The organism is Streptomyces sp. NPDC002623 (genome assembly GCF_053592635.1).
Genome location: NZ_JBSFWB010000049.1, coordinates 1 through 19,101, shown reverse-complemented (window position 1 = coordinate 19,101; position 19,101 = coordinate 1). Strand labels below are relative to the sequence as shown.

16 protein-coding genes and 1 pseudogene are annotated in these 19,101 nt (G+C 71.6%); 9 read left to right on the top strand and 8 right to left on the bottom strand.

From position 1 onward, the window contains the following. Window positions 1-6 precede the first annotated feature (6 nt). Window positions 7-1,740 carry a SulP family inorganic anion transporter gene (locus ACWD4O_RS43710; RefSeq protein ID WP_451288610.1) on the top strand — a complete coding sequence of 578 codons (1,734 nt, stop codon included), beginning with the start codon at window positions 7-9 and terminating at the stop codon, window positions 1,738-1,740. A gap of 31 nt (window positions 1,741-1,771) precedes the next feature. Here the strand turns inward: ACWD4O_RS43710 and ACWD4O_RS43705 are convergent, their stop codons facing one another. Next, entirely contained in the window at window positions 1,772-2,287 is a 516-nt protein-coding gene (locus ACWD4O_RS43705; protein WP_451288609.1) for a hypothetical protein, read from the bottom strand. Between the two features lie 304 nt (window positions 2,288-2,591). Between ACWD4O_RS43705 and ppk2 the strand changes: the two genes are divergently transcribed. Both ppk2 and ACWD4O_RS43695 read left to right on the top strand, forming a co-directional pair. Further along, window positions 2,592-3,395: a polyphosphate kinase 2 gene (gene ppk2, locus ACWD4O_RS43700; protein ID WP_451288608.1), complete on the top strand. Its 804-nt coding sequence runs from the start codon at window positions 2,592-2,594 to the stop codon at window positions 3,393-3,395. Window positions 3,396-3,483: 88 nt separating this feature from the next. After that, window positions 3,484-5,244, top strand: coding sequence for a SulP family inorganic anion transporter (locus ACWD4O_RS43695; protein ID WP_451288607.1), 1,761 nt, complete (start codon window positions 3,484-3,486; stop codon window positions 5,242-5,244). Between the two features lie 12 nt (window positions 5,245-5,256). Here ACWD4O_RS43695 and ACWD4O_RS43690 read toward each other — a convergent pair whose 3' ends face one another. From ACWD4O_RS43690 to ACWD4O_RS43680, 3 genes are all read right to left on the bottom strand, one after another. Then, a complete protein-coding gene (locus tag ACWD4O_RS43690) occupies window positions 5,257-6,132 on the bottom strand; it encodes an aldo/keto reductase (protein WP_451288606.1) in 876 nt (291 codons plus the stop codon). Next, window positions 6,113-9,607: an NACHT domain-containing protein gene (locus tag ACWD4O_RS43685; RefSeq protein WP_451288605.1), complete on the bottom strand. Its 3,495-nt coding sequence runs from the start codon at window positions 9,605-9,607 to the stop codon at window positions 6,113-6,115. The genes ACWD4O_RS43690 and ACWD4O_RS43685 overlap by 20 nt, the downstream gene beginning before the upstream one ends. A 138-nt stretch (window positions 9,608-9,745) precedes the next feature. After that, a complete protein-coding gene (locus tag ACWD4O_RS43680; RefSeq protein WP_451288604.1) occupies window positions 9,746-10,438 on the bottom strand; it encodes a M24 family metallopeptidase in 693 nt (230 codons plus the stop codon). A 312-nt stretch (window positions 10,439-10,750) separates the two neighbouring features. Here ACWD4O_RS43680 and modA point away from each other — a divergent pair, with 312 nt between their 5' ends. The 4 genes from modA to ACWD4O_RS43660 all read left to right on the top strand — a co-directional run bounded on the left by modA (window position 10,751) and on the right by ACWD4O_RS43660 (window position 14,609). After that, window positions 10,751-11,578 (top strand): molybdate ABC transporter substrate-binding protein, encoded by an 828-nt coding sequence (gene modA, locus ACWD4O_RS43675; RefSeq protein ID WP_451288603.1) that lies wholly within the window; start codon window positions 10,751-10,753, stop codon window positions 11,576-11,578. Beyond that, window positions 11,575-12,447 (top strand): molybdate ABC transporter permease subunit, encoded by an 873-nt coding sequence (gene modB, locus ACWD4O_RS43670; protein ID WP_451288602.1) that lies wholly within the window; start codon window positions 11,575-11,577, stop codon window positions 12,445-12,447. The genes modA and modB overlap by 4 nt, the downstream gene beginning before the upstream one ends. Then, window positions 12,444-13,547 (top strand): ABC transporter ATP-binding protein, encoded by a 1,104-nt coding sequence (locus ACWD4O_RS43665; RefSeq protein ID WP_451288601.1) that lies wholly within the window; start codon window positions 12,444-12,446, stop codon window positions 13,545-13,547. The genes modB and ACWD4O_RS43665 overlap by 4 nt, the downstream gene beginning before the upstream one ends. Window positions 13,548-13,805: 258 nt before the next feature. Beyond that, entirely contained in the window at window positions 13,806-14,609 is an 804-nt protein-coding gene (locus ACWD4O_RS43660; RefSeq protein WP_451288600.1) for a class I SAM-dependent methyltransferase, read from the top strand. A gap of 27 nt (window positions 14,610-14,636) precedes the next feature. Here the strand turns inward: ACWD4O_RS43660 and ACWD4O_RS43655 are convergent, their stop codons facing one another. Further along, entirely contained in the window at window positions 14,637-15,668 is a 1,032-nt protein-coding gene (locus ACWD4O_RS43655) for a LacI family DNA-binding transcriptional regulator (RefSeq protein ID WP_451288599.1), read from the bottom strand. 109 nt (window positions 15,669-15,777) lie between these two features. On the opposite strand from ACWD4O_RS43655, the gene ACWD4O_RS43650 reads away from it, so the two are divergent. Further along, on the top strand, window positions 15,778-15,915 hold the full coding sequence (locus ACWD4O_RS43650) for a hypothetical protein (protein WP_451288598.1): 138 nt from the start codon (window positions 15,778-15,780) through the stop codon (window positions 15,913-15,915). Next, complete coding sequence (locus tag ACWD4O_RS43645) at window positions 15,912-16,931, top strand: Gfo/Idh/MocA family protein (RefSeq protein ID WP_451288597.1); 1,020 nt, start codon at window positions 15,912-15,914, stop codon at window positions 16,929-16,931. The genes ACWD4O_RS43650 and ACWD4O_RS43645 overlap by 4 nt, the downstream gene beginning before the upstream one ends. A gap of 63 nt (window positions 16,932-16,994) precedes the next feature. Here ACWD4O_RS43645 and ACWD4O_RS43640 read toward each other — a convergent pair whose 3' ends face one another. The 3 genes and pseudogenes from ACWD4O_RS43640 to ACWD4O_RS43630 form a co-directional block, all read right to left on the bottom strand. Next, a complete protein-coding gene (locus ACWD4O_RS43640; protein ID WP_451288596.1) occupies window positions 16,995-18,014 on the bottom strand; it encodes a Gfo/Idh/MocA family protein in 1,020 nt (339 codons plus the stop codon). Between the two features lie 29 nt (window positions 18,015-18,043). Then, window positions 18,044-18,946 (bottom strand): ATP-binding cassette domain-containing protein, encoded by a 903-nt coding sequence (locus ACWD4O_RS43635; RefSeq protein ID WP_451288595.1) that lies wholly within the window; start codon window positions 18,944-18,946, stop codon window positions 18,044-18,046. 5 nt (window positions 18,947-18,951) lie between these two features. Next, window positions 18,952-19,101, bottom strand: a pseudogene (locus ACWD4O_RS43630) (ABC transporter permease); the annotation flags it as partial.

Here is a 19,101-nt window from a genome sequence, read left to right as displayed (position 1 = left end):
GCATGAGTGCCGGATGAGTCGGGGGGCGGCCACGGGGTGCTGTCCCGGCTCCGGGCCGTCCCCGGGGTCCGTGCGCTGTCGTCGTACCGGCGCGAGTGGCTGGTCAAGGACCTGATCGCGGGGATCGTCCTGACCACGCTGCTGGTGCCGCAGGGCATGGCGTACGCCGAGCTGGCGGGTCTGCCGGCCATCACCGGCCTGTACACGACGATCCTCTGTCTGCTCGGCTACGCCGTGTGCGGGCCGTCGCGCATCCTGGTGCTGGGCCCGGACTCCTCGCTCGGGCCGATGATCGCCGCCACCGTGCTCCCCCTGGTGGCGGCGGACGGGGATCCCGACCGGGCGATCGCCCTGGCCTCGGTGCTCGCGGTCATGGTCGCGGCGATCATGATCCTGGCCTCGGTGGCGAAGCTCGGCTTCATCGCCGACCTGATCTCCAAACCGACGATGATCGGCTATATGAACGGCCTGGCCCTCACCATCCTGATCGGCCAGCTGCCCAAACTCCTCGGATTCAAGGTCGACGCGGACAACCTGATCGGGGAGTGCGTCGGTCTCGTGCAGAAGCTCGCCGACGGGGCCGCGGTGCCGGCGGCCGCCACGGTCGGCGGCTGCGGGATCCTGCTGATCCTGGTGCTCCAGCGGTGGCTGCCGAAGGTCCCCGCGGTGCTCGTGATGGTGATCCTGGCGATCGCCGCGACCGCGGTCTTCGACCTCGGCGAGCACGGCGTGAACCTGGTCGGCGAACTCCCCGAGGGCTTCCCGCCGTTCACGATCCCCGACGTCCGCCTCTCCGATCTCGCGCCACTGCTCGGCGGTGCGCTGGGCATCGCCCTGGTGTCCCTGGCCGACACGATCTCCAACGCGTCGGCGTTCGCGGCCCGCGGCGGGCGGGAGATACACGGCAACCAGGAGATGACCGCGGTCGGCGTGGCGAACCTCGCGGCCGGCCTGTTCCAGGGCTTCCCGGTCAGCGCCAGCGGATCGCGCACGGCGGTGGCGGAACGGGCGGGGGCCAGGAGCCAGCTCACCGGAGTCGTCGGGGCCGCGCTCATCGTCGTCATGCTGGTGCTGGCGCCCGGCATGTTCCGCAACCTTCCCCAGCCGGCCCTCGCCGCCGTCGTCATCACCGCCTCGCTGTCCCTGGCCGACCTGCCGGGGTCGGTACGGCTGTGGCGACAGCGCCGGACGGAGTTCCTGCTGTCGTTCGCCGCGTTCCTGGGGGTGGCCCTGCTCGGCGTCCTGGAGGGGATCGCCATCGCCGTGGCCCTGTCCGTCCTCAATGTGTTCCGGCGCGCCTGGTGGCCGTACAACACCGTGCTGGGACGGGTGAAGGACCTGGAGGGCTACCACGACATCCGCTCCTACCCGCACGCCGAACAGCTCCCGGGCCTGGTGATCCACCGGTTCGACGCCCCGCTCTTCTTCGCCAACGCCAAGGCCTTCCGCGACGAGATCAGACGGCTGGCGCGCACGGAGCCGAGGCCGCGCTGGATCGTGATCGCGGCGGAGCCGATGACCGACGTGGACACGACCGCGGCGGACGTTCTGGAGGAACTCGACCTGGAACTCAACGCCGAGCACATCCACCTCGTGTTCGCCGAACTCAAGGACCCCGTGCGGCGCAAGATCGAACGGTACGAACTCACCCGCACCATCGACCCGCGGCACTTCTTCCCCACCGTGGAAGCCGCCGTCGTCGCGTTCCGGCGGTTGTCGGGAGCGGACTGGCCGACCTGAGCCGTTCGTGGTCGGCAGGGTGCCGGCGCACCTATTCGTCGCCGCGCACGTAGGTGTCGCAGAGGTCGCGGACGGCGGGTGGCACGGGCGATCGGTGTGACCACCCGCAGACGGTGCCCAGGTCGTAGGAGGGCTGTGGCCGGGCTGGGCTCGGGCGTTCGGCCGGACGGCGGGGTGCGACCGGAGCCGCGGGTCGGTGCCGGGTTCGCGGAGGTGTGACGGGCCGCGGCTGTGCGCGGCGCACCGGCGTGCGCGGCCGCGTCAGCGGGTCCGCGCGCGGCGCCCGGGTCACGGCGGCCCCGGCGGAACGCGGCCCGGCGTCGGGGCGGTCCTGCCCGGCGTGCTGTTTCGGCGCCCGGGTGGGGGCCGTGGCGACCAGGGCGGCACGGGCGGACGCCTGGCTCGGCGCCGGGACGCGGGACGGCGTACGGGCGGCAGCCGGGGCCATGGCCGGGGGCGGTGGGGCATGGGAGGGGACGGCGACGCAGCCCGCGGTGAGCAGGGCGGCGGCGAGGGCCGCGACGGCGAGGAGGTGGCTCATGCGCATGCCCCCCAGGGTGGCGGCGCGTCGCCTGCCGCCGGGGCCGCCTCGCTGATCATCACCGGCACGGGTGACGGCGGACGGCAGGGCCGTGCCCCGTTCCTCAACGAGGGTGCGGCCGCCGGGGGTTGAGGCGGCCGGGGCGCTCGGGGCGCGTGAGGTTCCGACCGGTCGCAGCCGAGCGGGGCAGCAGGGGAGCCGGCCGATCGCGAGGTCGTCGGCGGGGGCCGGTGCGCGTCGAGGGTGCGCAGGTCGTCGGCGGAACGTACGGTGGCGTCCTGGTGTTCGACCTTGACATGGTGGAGGCGGCATGGCCGGCAATGAGGCGGCGCAGCTGCCGCGCAAGCCGTACGAGAAGGAACTGCTGCGCCTGCAGACCGAGTTGGTGAAGCTGCAGGAGTGGGTGCGGGCGACGGGCGCCCGGCTGGTGGTGGTCTTCGAGGGGCGGGACGCGGCGGGCAAGGGCGGCACCATCAAACGGGTCGCCGAGCATCTCAACCCGCGCGTGGCACGGATCGCGGCCCTGCCGAAGCCGACCGAGCGGCAACGCAGCCAGTGGTACTTCCAGCGGTACGTCGAGCATCTGCCCGCGGCCGGGGAGATCGTGCTGTTCGACCGGTCCTGGTACAACCGGGCCGGGGTCGAGCATGTGATGGGCTTCTGCACGAAGCAGGAGTACCAGCTGTTCCTGCGGCAGTGCCCGATCTTCGAACGGATGCTGGTGGAGGACGGGATCCTGTTGCGCAAGTACTGGTTCTCGGTGAGCGACACCGAGCAGCAGGAGCGCTTCCGGCGCCGGCTGGAGGACCCGCTGCGGCGCTGGAAGCTGTCGCCGATGGACCTGGAGTCGATCACCCGCTGGGAGGCCTACTCCCGGGCGAAGGACGAGATGCTGGTCCACACCGACATCGCCGAGGCGCCCTGGTTCGTGGTCGAGAGCGACGACAAGCGCCGGGCGCGGCTGAACACGATCGCCCACCTGCTGCACTCGCTGCCGTATCTCGACGTGCCCCCGCCGGTTCTCGAACTGCCGAAGCGTCCGGAGTCGACCGGCTACGAACGCCCGCCGCGCGATCTGCAGACCTACGTCCCCGACCACGCGGCGAGCCTCTGAGCGGCTGACGTACGCGGGGCTCGTGCTCGGCCATGGTCCTAGCCATGATTTCCTTTGGATCATGAGGCCGGACGACGGAAGGCGGCAGATGTCGCAGGGCTCGGGCAGACGGGTCTCGGAGTGGCGCCGGCTGATGCCCGGACTCGCCGCGCTCCTGGGATACCGGCGTTCGTGGCTCACGGGCGACCTGCTGGCCGGCGTGACCGTGGCCGCGTATCTCGTGCCGCAGGTCATGGCCTACGCCGGGGTGGCCGGGCTGCCGCCGGTCGCCGGGCTGTGGGCGATCCTCCCGGCGCTGGCGCTGTACACGCTGTTCGGCTCCTCGCGTCTGCTGTCGGTCGGCCCCGAGTCCACCACCGCCCTCATGACGGCCACCGTGGTCGCACCGCTCGCGGCCGGGGACCCCGGGCGCTACGCGTCGCTCGCGGCGGCCCTCGCGGTCACGGTCGGGTTGCTGTGTCTGATCGCCCGGGCGGTGCGGCTGGGCTTCCTCGCGGACCTGCTCTCCCGACCCGTCCTGATCGGCTATCTCGCGGGTGTGGCCTTCATCATGATGACGGACCAGCTGCCCAAACTGACCGGGGTGAGGAAGTCCGGCTCGGAGTTCTTCCCCGAACTGTGGTCCTTCCTCACCCACCTGCCGGACGCGCACCTGGCCACCGTCGTCTTCTCCGCGACCGCCCTCGTCTTCCTCTTCCTGATGGCCCGTTACGTGCGCGTCGTGCCCGGCCCGCTGGTGGCGGTCGTCCTCGCCACCACCGCCGTCGTGGTCTTCGACCTCGACGACCGCTACGGGCTCAAGGTGATCGGCGACGTCCCCTCCGGCCTGCCCGGTCTCGCCGTCCCGGACCTGAGCGAGCTGCCGCAGCTCGTCCTGCCCGCGCTCGGGGTGCTGCTGGTCGCCTACACCGACTTCATCCTGACCGCGCGGGCGTTCACCGCCCCCGACGACGACGGCGCCGGCCTGGACGCCAACCAGGAGTTCCTCGCCCTGGGCGCGGCCAACCTGGGCGCCGGGGCGCTGCACGGCTTCCCGGTGAGCAGCAGCGCCAGTCGCACCGCGCTGGCCTCCTCCGCGGGCGCCCGCAGCCAGGCGTACTCGCTGGTGGCGGGGGCGGTGGTGCTCGGCGTGCTGCTCTTCCTCAGCCCGCTGCTCGCGCGGACACCCGCCGCGGTGCTCGGCGCGCTCGTCGTCTACGCGGCGGTCCGCATGATCGACCTCGCGGGCTTCCGACGGCTGGCGTCCTTCCGCCGCCGGGAACTGCTGCTCGCCCTCGGCTGCCTCGCCGGAGTGCTCGCCCTGGACATCCTGTACGGGGTGATCGTGGCGGTCGGTCTGTCGGTGGCCGAGCTGCTGACCCGGGTGGCCCGTCCGCACGACGCGGTCGAGGGCGTGGTCCCCGGGGTGGCCGGCATGCACGACGTCGACGACTACCCCGAGGCCCGTACGATCCCCGGTCTGCTCGTCTACCGCTACGACTCGCCGCTGTTCTTCGCCAACGCGGAGAACTTCCGGCGTCGCGCCCTGGCCGCCGTCGACGAACAGAGCGACCCCGTGCGCTGGTTCGTCCTCAACACCGAGGCCAACGTGGAGGTGGACATCACCGCCCTCGACGCGGTCGACGAACTACGCCGCGAGCTGACCGAACGCGGCGTCGTGTTCGCCCTCGCCCGGGTGAAGCAGGACCTCCTGGACGATCTGAAGGCGTACGGCCTCGCGGACGCGGTGGGCGCCGACCACATGTTCCCGACGCTCCCCACCGCGGTGTCGGCGTACCGCCGGTGGCTGACAGCACAGCCTGGGCAACCCGAGCAGCCCGAGCAGCCCGAGCGACCCGAGCAGCTCTGAACGGTCGGTGTGTCAGGCGGGGAGGGCGATGCGGTCGAGGCGACGGCGCCGGGACTCGTCCAACCGGAGGTCTGCCGCGGCCAGGTTCTCCTTCAGATGGGCGAGGGAAGCCGTGCCGGGGATCGGCAGCAGGACCGGGGATCGGGCGAGCAGCCAGGCCAGCAGGACCTGCGGAGCGGTGGCGCCGAGTTCGGTGGCGACGGCGTCGACCTCGGATGCCGGTCCGGTCGCAGCCGCGGCGACCGGGCGCCACGGGAGAAAGGCGATGCCGGCGGCCTCGCAGGCCTCCAGCACCGGCTCGTACTCCCGGTCGAAGAGGTTGTAGCGATTCTGCACGCTCGCGATCTCGGCGGTCCGCCGGGCCTCGGCCAGCTGTGCGGCGGTGACCTCCGACAGCCCGATATGGCCGATCTTCCCTTCCTGCCGGAGTTCGTGGAGCGCGCCGATCTGTTCGGCCAGTGGCACCTCGGGATCGATCCGGTGCAGTTGGAGCAGGCCGACGCGCTCGGTCCGCAGTCGGCGCAGTCCCTGCTCGACCTGCGCGCGCAGGCTGTCCGGCCGTGCGTCGTAGGCCCAGCCCTCGGGACCGTCGGACCGGACGACCCCCACCTTGGTGGTGATCAGCAGGTGGTCCGGGTACGGATGGAGGGCTTCGGCGAGGAGTTCCTCATTGGCGCCCCAGCCGTAGAGGTGGGCGGTGTCGATCAGGGTGACACCCGACTCGACGGCGCGCCGGGCCACCTCGATTGCCGCGTCCCGGTCGGGGCCGGGCTCGGTCGGCAGACGCATGGCGCCCCACCCGATCCGGCTCACCCGGTGTTCGCCTCCGATGGAGAAGGCGTCGGGCGTCTCGGGCGTGTCAGGCGTCTCAGGCGTGCTCGAAGTCATCGGTTCCCCCTCGTCGTCGGGCGCCGGCGCCGATGACACGGTAGTGCGGTGGTGCTGTCGCGGCCCGAGCATCACTCGGCTCGGCGGTCAGCCAACGGAGCCGGCCGGCCAGCGGCCCCGGCTCGCGCACCGTCGGCTCCGTGTCGGCGAGGATCGTCACGCACAGGTCCGGGAGTGCGTGAAGGGGTGTCAGGTCGACTGCGGGGGCGGCGGCGAGCCGGAGATCGAGGGTGAGTCTGCGCAGCGAGGGGAACGTGGTCGTCAGTCCGTCGAGGTCGGGCTCGTTCACGAGAGAGGGCAGCTTCAGGGCGCGGATCCTGGGCAGTGCCGGAAGGCCGCGCAGTTCTTCCCCGGGGTCGGCGAGGGGGAGCTGGAGGGCGAACAGCTTCGGCAGGGCCGCCAGTTGGGCGAAGAGTTCGTTCAGCGGGGTCGGCTGCCACACGGCGAGGCCTTGCAGGCCCGTCCACCGGTGCAGGGTGTCCGGTTGAAGGTCCGGGCTCGACACCGAGAGTCGTGCCACCGACGGGTTCGGCGGTGGCAGCTGTGCGTACAGTCCGATCGGCAGCCCCTGCAGATGCAGTTCGCGCAGTCCGTCCATCGTGGCGACGACCTCGAGGTCCTCGGGGAGCAGGAGCGAGGCGTCCAGGCCGAGGGTGGTGAGGCCGCAGCCCGCGAGGTCGCAGACGTCCACGATCCGGGCGGTGGAGTCGACGATCAGATGCTTGATCCCCGGGCGCCCGCGCAGGAAGGACAGATCGGTCAGGGCGGGGTTGCCGGTGAGGACCAACCGGTCGAGCGGGGTGCGTGGCAGCTGCCAGTCCAGCCGGGCCGCGGAGAACGCTCCGTCGACGACGAGACTCGTGAGCGGTCCGAGGTGGTGCAGGGGGGCGAGCATGTGGTCGCGGTCGACCATGATCTCCAGGTCGTCCAGCCGCATGCCGGCCAGGACCTCGCGCGCGTAGGGCTCGGCCGGGAAGTCCCCCCATGCCGAGGCCAGGAACTGGCGCAGCGGCCTGCTCGGCCGGGCCGCGTACGCACGCACCAGCGGGAGGCAGCCGACCGTGCCGATCTTGCTCAGCGTCGAGGCCACGAGGAGTTGCACGCTCTCCGGCAGGCCCTCCGGGGCCGGGAGCATGGGCAGGACATAGGCGCCCAGCCGGGCCACTTCGGTCGCCTGGAGCACGTCCTTGGGCGGCATGAAGGCCTTGAGGCGCTCCGCGACGGCCTCGCGTCTGTCGTGCGGAAGGAAGACGGCCTCGGCCGCGCAACTCGCGGCGAGAAGGTGCAGATTCCAGCGCTGGTGCCCGTTTTGGGCGTCCCCCTGGGCCACCAGCCGGTCGACGACCTGCTCGATCTCGGTGGTCCGGCCGTGGCCGACGGCGAGCAGGACGACGTCCTGCCACTCCTCCTGGGCGGCATGGCCCAGCAGTTCCTGCAGACACTCGCTGTCCAGGAACTCCCGTGCGGCGAGGAAGTCCTGGAAGGTGCGGTGGATGAACTGGATGCTGTCCTGGGTGCGTTCTTCGAGCACCCCGCTGCGGATGAGCATGTGCCGCAGGACGGCGTCGACGGGATACGGCACCTCGGCCATGCCCCGAAGCACCGGGGTCAGCTGTCGCTCGGCCTGTTCGTGGGACAGCTGGGACTGGCCGTTGCGCACCAGCCAGACGGCGATGCGCTGCAGCAGGAGCTGATGCTGCCGCCAGCGGAGGATGACGCCCTCCGGGCCGGGGATCCCGCGCTCGTCGTCCCGTTTTTCGAGCAGCATCTTCAGCGCCGCCAGGTACAGCTCCGGACGGCTGGCCGGGAGGTCGCCGCTCTGGCGGTGCAGCGCGCAGATGACGGCGCACAGCAGGGGGGTGCGGGCCAGGTTGCGCAGTGCCGGGGTGCTGGTGAACTTTCCCTTGAGTTCGGCTTCGAGTTCGGCGAGCCGTCCGCTCTCCTCTGCCGCCGCCGACCGGTCCAGGCGCGCGGCGTCGTGCCAGGCGTGCACGAAGGCCTGGATGTCGGCGTCCCGCATCGGCAGCAGGCGCAGCTCCCGGAAGCCCTCGTGGCCGAGCCAGTTCATCCCCACGGCGAGCGGGCGCACCGTGACGAGGCAGTGCAGTGCGGGGTACTCGGCCAGCAGATCGCCGAGCCATCGGCGGGCGGCCGCCCGGTCGCCACGCGGTACCTCGTCGAGACCGTCGACCAGCAGGAACCCGCGTCCGGCGGCCAGCACCCGGCGGCCCCAGCCGGGCGGGGCGTCGTCCGTCATCAGTCGGGCGGCCCGGTCGAGTTCGCCCGGCCGGGGCAGGCCGTGTCCGCCGGCCCGGAGGTTGCGCATGGGGACGACGAACGGCACCAGTCCGTTCAGCGGTGCGAGGCTGCCGCCGAGTGTGCCCGTGGCGGCGTGCGAGGCCAGCCACCACACGAGCGTGGTCTTGCCCGCGCCGGCTTCGCCTCGCAGCAGCACATGCGGTCCCGCCTGCGCGAGCAGTTCGTCGACGCGTCCGGGGCGGGACGGAGTGTCCGGCGACGCCGACGACGGATGTGCCGGCCGAGTGCTCTCCGCCTCCAGATGAAGGTAGGCGGTGTCCAGGTCCCAGCGGGACTCATGGGCGCTGAGCTCCTCGAGACCGATGATGTCGATCTTGCGATAGCGGTTCTTGACCGCCTTCCGGTACTCCCGCTCGAACTCCTCGTCGCGGCGGTGCGTCTCGGTGACGTCCTCCAGCCGCGGCAGGAGCAGCCCGGTCTCGGCGCCTGCCGACATCCGCAGTTGCTCGGTCAGGTGCTCCGTTTCGACGGGAGCCGTCTCGATCCGCATGTGGTCGCGCCCTCGGGGGACCCTCGTCACGATCCCCAGCAGCACCCCGCCGGCGAAGACCGGGGCGCCCGAGAGCCCGGCGAGCGGGGACGAGCGGCCGTCCGTCTCGGCCGCCGGCCGGCGATTGAACTCGCAGACCATGACGTCCGGCCGCAGTCGGCTCGCCAGGGGCAGCACGGTGACCTCGAACTGGTCGCACTCGATCTCAGCACTGACCGGGTCGCGTTGTACGGCCGGAAACCCGATGATCTGGCAGTCGGCGACGGGCTGCGAGGTGGCGATCCGCCCCAGCCGGGTCCGGCCCAGCGGCTGCAGAAAGTCCTGCCCTGCCACCTCGTTGCGCGTCCGCAGCAGAGCGAGGTCTCGATCGGTGTCGATCCACTGCACCTCACCGGTCACCCACTCGGAACTGCGCGGGTGGATGATCCTGGCGGTGCGCGGTGGCCGGGTGGCGAGGAGGACGAGCTTGGGCGGCCTGGCCCGGAGATCCTTGACGCCCTCCGGATGCCGTACCCGCGCTCTGGGCGGCCCGGTCAGCACATGGGCCGCGGTCAGGACGTGCCGGGGGCCGATCAGCACCCCGGTGCCCTGCTCGTCACCGCTGACCAGGACGACACGATCCGCTGCGGAGCCGGCGCGGGGCACGGCGGCGTTCCTGTCCCCCATTGCGCCCCCCGTATCGGACCGTTCGGACCTTCGAGACCCCGAGATCGCGAATCTACCCGGGACGGCGCACTCCAGTCAGCCGCATGGCCCAGCGTTCGCCGACCGGGTGTGGGTGGGCGCCGGTGCACGACGCGCAGGTCAGCCGAGGGTGAGCAGTTCCTCGTAGAAGCCTCCGAAGCCTCGGTCGGGGTCGACGAGGTGGATCTCGAGGATCCAGTGGCAACGGCGGCCGGCCTTGTCGGTGCGGCGCAGCGGGGTGTCGTTGGCGGGGGTGATGTACGACTCCGTGTCCGCGCCGTCGATCCACTCGTGCGGGAACTCGCCGACCAGGTGTCCGGCGTGCCAGCCGCCCAGCTCCCACCCGGCCTCCTTGGCCAGCCGCTGCACCTCGGCGTGCAGACCGGCGCCGGTGATGCCCGGATCGGCCTCGAAGAAGCGCCGGCCGGCCGCGAACACCTCGGGCAGGTCGTCCCGCAGCCGGTGCTTGACCGGGTCGTCGCCCAGGACGAAGGTCCGCCCGAAGTCGGCCTCGTACTCCTCGAAGATCGGCCCGAAGTCGGCGAACACGATGTCGTCGGCGCCGATCACCCGGTCCGGCGGGTTCTCCCGGTAGGGCTTGAGCGTGTTGGGGCCGGAGCGCACGATGCGCTTGTGCCAGTGCCGGGTGGTGCCGAACAGTTCGTTCGCCAGGTCCCGCACGCGGTCGCTGACCGCCCGCTCTCCCTCGCCCGCCGCGACCAGCCCGCGCGTCTCGATCTCCGCGAAGAGCCGGACGGCCTTCGACTGGGCGTCCAGCAGCCGCGCCGCGCGCGTGGGTTCATCATCAGCCATGGTGGCGAACGTACGGTTCCGGGGTCTTCGCGGGCAATCGAATACCGGCAGTCCGGCCGCCGAACGACTTCCGCCGCCGGGCCGACGGTCGGGTCGGGGGCTGCGAGGGACCGGCTCACGGGCTTCCACCTCCCGGACGGCGGTACCCGGGCGGGCGTACCGTACAAACGCACATGCCAGGCCAATGAATCCGTGATCCAGCTCATGCAATGCCACAGGAGACTTACACCTCGCATTTGCGGCACTATGATCGACGTATCCGAACGGTCGGTCGCAGTGATTCGGTCGCAGCAAATAGGGAGTAGATCCGTGATGACCCGTTCCACGCGCCGGACCCGCCGGACCTTGCAGGCGGCCGCCGCGGGAGCCGCCGCGCTGCTCGCCCTGAGCGCCTGCTCCTCGTCCGACGACTCGGCCTCCACCACGTCGGGCTCCTCGGCGTCCGCGTCCTCCTCGCCGAAGCTGTCCGGCACGGTGACCGTGTTCGCGGCGGCCTCGCTGAAGGAGAGCTTCACGGCGCTGGGCGCGGCGTTCGAGAAGGCGAACCCGGGCACGAAGGTCACCTTCAGCTTCGGCGGCAGTGACTCGCTGGCCGCGAGCATCACGGGCGGCGCCCCGGCGGACGTGTTCGCCTCGGCCAGCCCCAAGACGATGAAGATCGTGACGGACGCGAAGGACAACGCCACCGAGCCGGCCACGTTCGTCCGCAACCAGCTGGAGATCGCGACCCTGCCGGGCAACCCCGACAAGATCGCCTCCCTGAAGGACCTCACCAAGTCCGGTCTGAAGGTCGTCCTGTGCGACAAGACCGTGCCGTGCGGCGCCGCCGCCCAGAAGGTTCTCGACGCCGGCAAGCTGAAGCTGACTCCCGTCTCCTACGAGCAGGACGTCAAGGCCGCCCTGACGAAGGTGGAGCTGAAGGAGGCCGACGCGGCGGTCGTGTACAAGACCGATGTGCACGCGGCCGGTGACAAGGTGGAGGGCGTGGACTTCCCCGAGTCGGCCGACGCCATCAACGAATACCCCATCGCCCTCCTCAAGGACGCCCCCAACGCGGAGGCCGCCAAGGCGTTCATCGCCCTGGTGCAGTCCGCCGAGGGACAGCAGGTCCTGACCGAGGCCGGGTTCCTGAAGCCGTGACCTCCCCGCACGACAAGTCCGCCGCCGTGGCCGACACCCTGAGGGGCGGGCCACGGCGCGGACGTGTCCGGGCACGTGGACCCGCGAGTGGCCGGGGCGTCCCGCTTCCGCTGCTCGTGCCCGCGCTGCTCGGGCTGACGTTCCTGGTGCTGCCGCTGATCGCCCTGCTGGTGCGCACGCCCTGGCGCAGCCTGCCGGCGCAGCTGACCAGTACGGAGGTGTGGCAGGCACTCCAGCTGTCGCTGGTGTGCGCCACGGCCGCCACCGCCGTGAGCCTGGTGCTCGGAGTGCCGCTGGCGTGGCTGCTGGCCCGGGTCGAGTTCCCCGGACGCGGTCTCGTGCGCGCCCTCGTCACCCTGCCGCTCGTCCTGCCTCCGGTGGTGGGCGGTGTGGCGCTGCTGATGGCGCTCGGCCGCAACGGGATCGTCGGGCAGTGGCTGGACGACTGGTTCGGGATCACGCTTCCCTTCACCACGGCCGGGGTGGTCGTGGCCGAGGCCTTCGTGGCGATGCCCTTCCTGGTGATCAGCGTCGAGGGCACCCTGCGGGCCGCCGACCCCCGTTACGAGGAGGCGGCCGCGACGCTGGGCGCCTCCCGCTTCACCGCGTTCCGCCGGGTCACGCTGCCGCTGATCGCGCCGGGCATCGCGGCGGGCGCCGTGCTGGCCTGGGCGCGGGCGCTCGGCGAGTTCGGCGCGACGATCACCTTCGCCGGCAACTTCCCCGGCCGTACCCAGACCATGCCCCTCGCCGTCTATCTGGCGCTGCAGAGCGACCCGGAGGCGGCGATCGCCCTCAGCCTGGTACTGCTGACCGTGTCGATCGCGGTGTTGGCCGGGCTGCGCGACCGTTGGATGACCGCCGGATGACACACACCGAGAAGTCCGCGCAGGGGGCCGACGAGGGGCTGGACGCCGGAGGAGTGGACGCCGGGGGGCTGGACGCCCGTCTCGTCGTCGAGCGCGGCGACTTCCGCCTCGACGTCGCGTTGACCGCCGCGCCCGGTGATGTCGTCGCCCTGCTCGGCCCGAACGGCGCCGGCAAGACGACCGCCCTGCGGGCGCTGGCCGGCCTGGTCCCGCTGACGGGCGGTCATCTGCGCCTGGACGGCACCTCGTTGGACCGTGTGCCACCGGAGTCCCGCCCGGTCGGCGTCGTCTTCCAGGACTACCTGCTCTTCCCGCACCTGTCCGCGATCGACAACGTGGCCTTCGGCCCGCGCTGCCAGGGGGCGAGCAAGGCGGAGGCCCGGGCGCAGGCCGCCGCATGGCTGGAGCGCATGGGCCTGGCCGCCCACGGCGACGCCAAGCCACGCCGTCTCTCCGGCGGCCAGGCCCAGCGCGTCGCCCTCGCCCGGGCCCTGGCCACGCACCCTCGGCTGCTCCTCCTCGACGAGCCCCTCGCCGCCCTCGACGCCCGCACCCGGCTGGAGATCCGCGCCCAACTCCGCCGCCACCTGGCCGAGTTCGAGGCGGTCGCCGTCCTCGTCACGCATGACCCGCTCGACGCGATGGTGCTCGCCGACCGGCTGGTCGTCGTCGAGGACGGCCGGGTCGTCCAGGAGGGCTCCCCTGCCGACATCGCGCGTCACCCGCGCACGGACTACATCGCGCAGTTGGTCGGCCTGAACCTCTACCGGGGGCGGGCGGACGGCCACACGGTCCTGCTCGACACCGGGCCCGCCGTCACCACCACCGAGCCTCTGACGGGCCCCGTGTTCGTCGCCTTCCCGCCCAGCGCGGTGACGCTCCACCGCGACCGGCCCACCGGCTCCAGCGCCCGCAACCTCTGGAGTTGCGAGGTCGCCGGACTGGAGACCCACGGCGACCAGATCCGCGCCGACCTCACCGGCGAACTCCCCCTCGCCGCCGATCTGACGACCGTCGCCGCGGCGGAACTGGACCTGCACCCGGGCGCCCGCGTCTGGGCGACGGTGAAGGCGACACAGACCCACGCGTATCCGGCCTGACGCGACCCGCCGAACGGCCCGCTCAGCCTCCGCAGCACCGCCGCACCCCAGGACCCCAGCGGCTGACGGCAGCGGCCGACGGCGCGGAGGCCCCGCCTCTGCGCCCCGCGTGCGTCTAAGCGCTCCTGCGGACCCGCCGCGACGACCCCGAACCGACGAGGACATCGAGATCATCGACACCACCGGCACCACCCGCGCCCGTACCGTACCCGCACCGGTACCCGCACCCGCGCCCGCACCTGACGGAGGCACCCGCCCTTGACCGCCCCCGACCGCCCGCTCGTCTGGGACACCCCGGCAGCGGCCGCCGCATACCGCGACCGCGACATGCGCCTCGCCAGGCAGCTGATCTTTCCCACCACGCTGAGCCGCCTCGGCCGTCCCGCGACGTCCGCCAAGTCCTCCAGGTCCTCCAGGTCCTCCACGTCCGCCCCGACCGCCCTGGACGTCGGCTGCGGCACCGGGGCCCTCGCCGCGTTTCTCGCCGAGAGCGACGGGTGGAGCGTGCAGGGGCTCGACCCGTCGTCGCACATGTTGGACATCGCCCGCGCCGACCGCCCGCACCACCGCGTCGACTACCGGCTCTTCGACGGCCAGAGCCTGTCCTGGATCCCGGACGCCTCCGTCGACGCGGTCGTGTGCTGCCTGGTCTACTGCGCCGACTCCGACGACAAGCGGCTGGCCGCCCTGACCCGAGAGATCCACCGGGTCCTGCGCCCGGGCGCCCCGTTCGTCCTCGCGGACCTCAACCCGGCCGGCGCGGGGCGGGAGTTCTCCACCGTCCGCTACGGCGAGCCGGGCGCCGTCCACACCGACGGGGACACCGTGTCCACCGCGCTACGGCAGCTCGACGGCGACTGGATCACCACGGCCTGCCACTACCGCTCCCTGGACGCCTACCGCTCGTTCCTCACCGGCGCGGGCTTCCCGCCCCCCACCGTGGACCTGCCCACCATGCCCCCGCCGGGCGACGACGGCCCCGCTCCGGCGGAGGCCCACATCGCTCCCTACATGGTCCTCACGTCCCACGCCCGGGGGTCGCTCTCCGACGGAGGGCGGTGAGCCCGTCTCACCGACACGGCTCCCGCGTCACCCCATGAAGTCGGGCGGCAGGTTGAAGGGGGTGACCACCTGGATCGCCGAGGGGAGCGTCGGTCCGTCGTCGGGCAGTGCCTTGTTGGCCCGCATGATGGTCTGACAGGCCCGCCGCACGTCCTGGCGCAGGTCGTGATGGAGCACCGCGGACAGGCGGCGTTCACGCAGCAGCCGGGTGTTGTCGTGGTCGAGGTCGTGCGCGACGAACACCGCGCACTCCCGTCCCAGCGCGTCGAAGGCGTCGAGCGTGGCGAGGTTGCCGCCGCCCGCGGAGTAGACGGCGACGATGTCCGGGTCGCGTTTGAGCGCGTCGAGGACGAGCTCGTGCTGAGTGGCGTCCAGGCCGTCGCTGTCGGTGACCTCCACCAGAGACCGCCCGGGGTGCGCGAGGCGCATCTCGCTGCGGAAGCCCATCTCGCGCTCCTCCTCGCCGCGGAAGGAGCCCCGGCTGATGGTGGTGAGCACATTGCCGGGCCGGTTGCCGAGCCACTGCCCGAGCAGGTAGGCGGCGGTGGCGCCGGCCGCGCGGTTGTCGATCCCGATGTAGGCCAGGCGCGCACTGTGCGGCAGATCGGTCACCAGGGTGACGACGGGGATGCCGGCCGCGACCAGACGGCCGACCGCGGCGGCGATCTCCGGGACGTCGGGGGCTTTGAGGATCACGCCCTGCGAACCCCGCTTGGCGATCTTGTCCAGGGTTCCGATCAGCTCCGCGGCCGGGCAGCTCTCGCGGAAGTGGAAGCGTGAGCGCACGACGGCGGGGTGCAGGGAGGGCAGCTCGGCCTCCAGCGCCTCGCGCACGGCGGTGGAGAACCGCTCCGGCGTCTGCATCACGATGTCGATCATGAAGGTGCGGCCCCCGATGCGGACCTGCGTCTGCTGTCGGTCGAGGTCCTTGATGGCTGCCTGCACCTCCCTGACCGTGCTCTCCCGCACATTGCCCCGGTCGTTGAGGACCCGGTCGACCGTGGCCGTGCTCAACCCGGCCTGGCGGGCGATTTCCCTGATCGGATAGGGGTGTCGCATGACTGTTTCCCTCGGAGCGGTGATGGACTTTTGATGTCCTGCTGAGCATTGAATGATGGGTTCGGGTTCCCAAGACTGGCAGAGAAGCAAGAACTGCGAAAGGACCCGGATGTCTCCCACCGCCGTGGAATCACGGACCTGGCTCGGGCCCGGCGGCGACGACTTCACGAAGCCCGTCGCCGAGGCCCGCACCCTGTCGCTGCACGAGCACCGACCCGTACGACTCGAAGAGGTACATAAGGCATGACGACCGAACCCCTGCGGATAGGCGTCCTGGGCGCGGCCCGGATCGCCGAGCTGTCGATCGTCGGGCCGGCCCGGGCCGGCGGCCATCGCCTCGTCGCGGTGGCCGCCCGCGACCGCGGCCGGGCCGAGGCCTTCGCCGCCGCACACGGCGTGGAGCGGGTGGCCGGCTCCTACGCCGACCTGATCGCCGACCCGGAGATCGAGGTCGTCTACAACCCGTTGGCCAACAGCCTGCACGGCCCGTGGAACCTGGCCGCCCTCCGGGCCGGCAAGCACGTCCTGACCGAGAAGCCGTCCGCGAGCGACGCGGCGGAGGCGGCCGAGGTCCACGAGGCCGTCGCCAAGGCGGGCACGGTGTTCATGGAGGGCTTCCACTATCTGTTCCACCCGGTCACCCGACGCCTGCACGAGCTGCTGGACAGCGGGGAGTTGGGCGAGCTCCGGCACGTCGAGACCATGGTCGCCATGCCCGCGCCGCCGGACAGCGACGTACGGTGGTCGCTGCCGCTGGCGGGCGGCGCGCTGATGGACCTGGGGTGTTACAGCCTGCACGCCCAGCGCATGCTCGCGCCCTGGGCGGGCGGCGCGCCCCGGCTGGTCGCCGCGCGCGGCGGCGAGAAGGCCGGTGCCGCGGGCGTCGACGAGTGGCTGTACGCCGATCTGGAGTTTCCCGGCGGGGCCACCGGCACGGCCAACTGCCATATGGCGTACGACAAGTGGCAGATGAGCTGTCGTGTCGTGGGCACGCGGGGCGAGGCCACGGTGACGAACTTCGTGCAGCCGCACCTGGACGACCGCGTGGTGGTGCGCACGGCCGCCGGCGAGCGCACCGAGGAGCTCGGCCGCCGGTCCTCGTACACCTACCAACTGGAGGCCTTCGCGGCACGTCTGCGCAATGACGCGCCACTGGTTCTCGACGCGGACGACGCACTGACGACCATGCGTCTCATCGACGAGTGCTACCGGGCGGCCGGGTTCCCGGTCCGGCCGCGTACGGTCCTTCCGGCCACGGCATAGCGAAGAGCGAACGGGAGAGGGCGGTGCCGGACCGGTACCGCCCTCTCCCGCTGTGCGTGCCGTCTACCGATAGAAAGCGGGTCGCTCGATCAGCTCGACCTCGACGCGCCACCCCTCCCGCTGGGACAGCACGCCCGCCTCGCACACGGCCGCGGCCGCGTAGCCGTCCCAGACGCCGGGGCCGGTGACCTCGCCGCGTCGGGTGGCGTCCACCCAGCCCTGCACCTCGCGGTCGTAGGCGCCCTCGAAGCGCTCGACGTAGTCCGGCGTGATACGTCCGCCCCAGCGGCCGTCGGCGCTGACTCGGGGCCCGGGCTCGTCGCCGATGCGTACGGTGCCCCGCTCGCAGACCGCTTCGGCGTGCACCTGGTAGCCGTAGCCGCAGTGCCCGAAGATCTCGACGTCGACCAGGGCGCCCGACTCGGTTTCGAAGAGCACGAACTGAGGGTCGTTCATACCTTCCGGAGCATGTGACGTCGGGGTCGGCTTGTGCACGGTGACCGCTGTGATCTCCTGATCGAGGAGCCAGCGGGTCACGTCCATCTCGTGGACCACCGAGTCGTTGATGAGCATCTCGTTGGTGAACCACGGCGGCATGGAGAGGTTCCGGTGCCGATGGTGCAGCATCAGCGCCCTGCCCAGCTCCCCGCTGTCGAGGAGCCGCTTCAGCTTCATGTATTCGGCGTCGTACCGCCGCATGAAGCCCACCTGGATGCGCCGGTGCCCGAGCCGCTGCTCCGCCTCCAGGACGCGCAGGGCGGAGGCCGCGTCGGGGGTGAGCGGCTTCTCGCACAGGATCGGCAGGTCACGGCCGAGTGCTTCGAGCAGGGCCGCCTCGTGGGCGGGCCCCGGGGAGGCGATGAGTACGGCGTCCACGTCCTGCGCCGCCATGGCCGCCGCGGGATCGGTGTACGCCGTGCAGCCCTCGATGGCGTCCGCGAGCGTCTTGGCGCGCTCCGCCTCGATGTCGACGACTGCTGTCACGCGTGCCCCGCTGATCACGTCGTGGAGTCTGCGCACATGGTCCGCGCCCATCTTGCCGGTGCCGATGACGGCAACGCCCAGCGCTTGCTGAAGTGGCATGTTCGTGAGGTCTCCGGTGCTGGTGAGGGTCAGTCGGCCTGGGGAGCGCCGGCGTGAAGGGCGTCCGCTTCGGGGAGTTCCTCCACGTCGACACCGCGGACCTGGGCCAACTCGTGCTTGAGGGCGGCGAGTTCGGTACCGCCGGCCATGTGGTTGGTGAGCTCTTCGAGGGTGATCTCGTGGCGTTCGGCGGACAGTTCCATGGTGCCCAGGCGCAGGACGCTGAAGTGGTCGCCGACCATGTAGGCGTGGTGCGGGTTGTGGGTGATGAAGATGACGCCGAGGCCGCGGTCGCGGGCGGCGGCGATGTACTTCAGGACCACGCCGGACTGCTTGACGCCGAGCGCGGCGGTGGGCTCGTCCAGGATCAGCACCCGCGCCCCGAAGTAGACGGCGCGGGCGATGGCCACGCACTGACGCTGACCACCGGAGAGGGTGCCGATGGGCTGGTCGAGATCGTCGAGCACGATGCCCATGTTACGGAGTTCGTCGTCGGCGGTCTTCTTCATCTTCTCGATGTCGAGGCGGCGCACGGGCCAGGGGCCCTTGGTCATCTCGGAGCCGAGGAAGAAGTTGCGCCACACCGGCATCAGCGGCACGGTCGCGAGGTCCTGGTAGACGGTGGCGATGCCCTTGTCCAGGGCCTGGCGCGGGGTGGAGAAGTGCACCGGTTCACCGTCGACGAGGAAGTCGCCCTCGGTGTGCTGGTGCAGCCCCGAGATGATTTTGATGAGCGTCGACTTGCCGGCGCCGTTGTCGCCGAGGACACAGGTGACCTGGCCGGGATGAACCCTGAGGTCGACGCCGTGCAGGGCGTGGATGTTGCCGTACGCCTTGCCCGCGTTGCACAGTTCCACGAGGGCGGCTCGACCCGCGCGCACCCTGTCGCCGAGGCCGGCGCCGTGCGTGCCGGATCCGTTGATGCTTGTCATTCCGTTCACCTCCGGGTCGCTGTGCGCTGGACCCACAGATTGATCAGGACGGCGCCGAGCAGCATGACGCCGAGGAAGGCCTTGAACCAGTCGGGGTTCCAGCCGGCGTAGACGATGCCCTGCTGCACCATGCCGAACATGAACGCGCCGAAGAC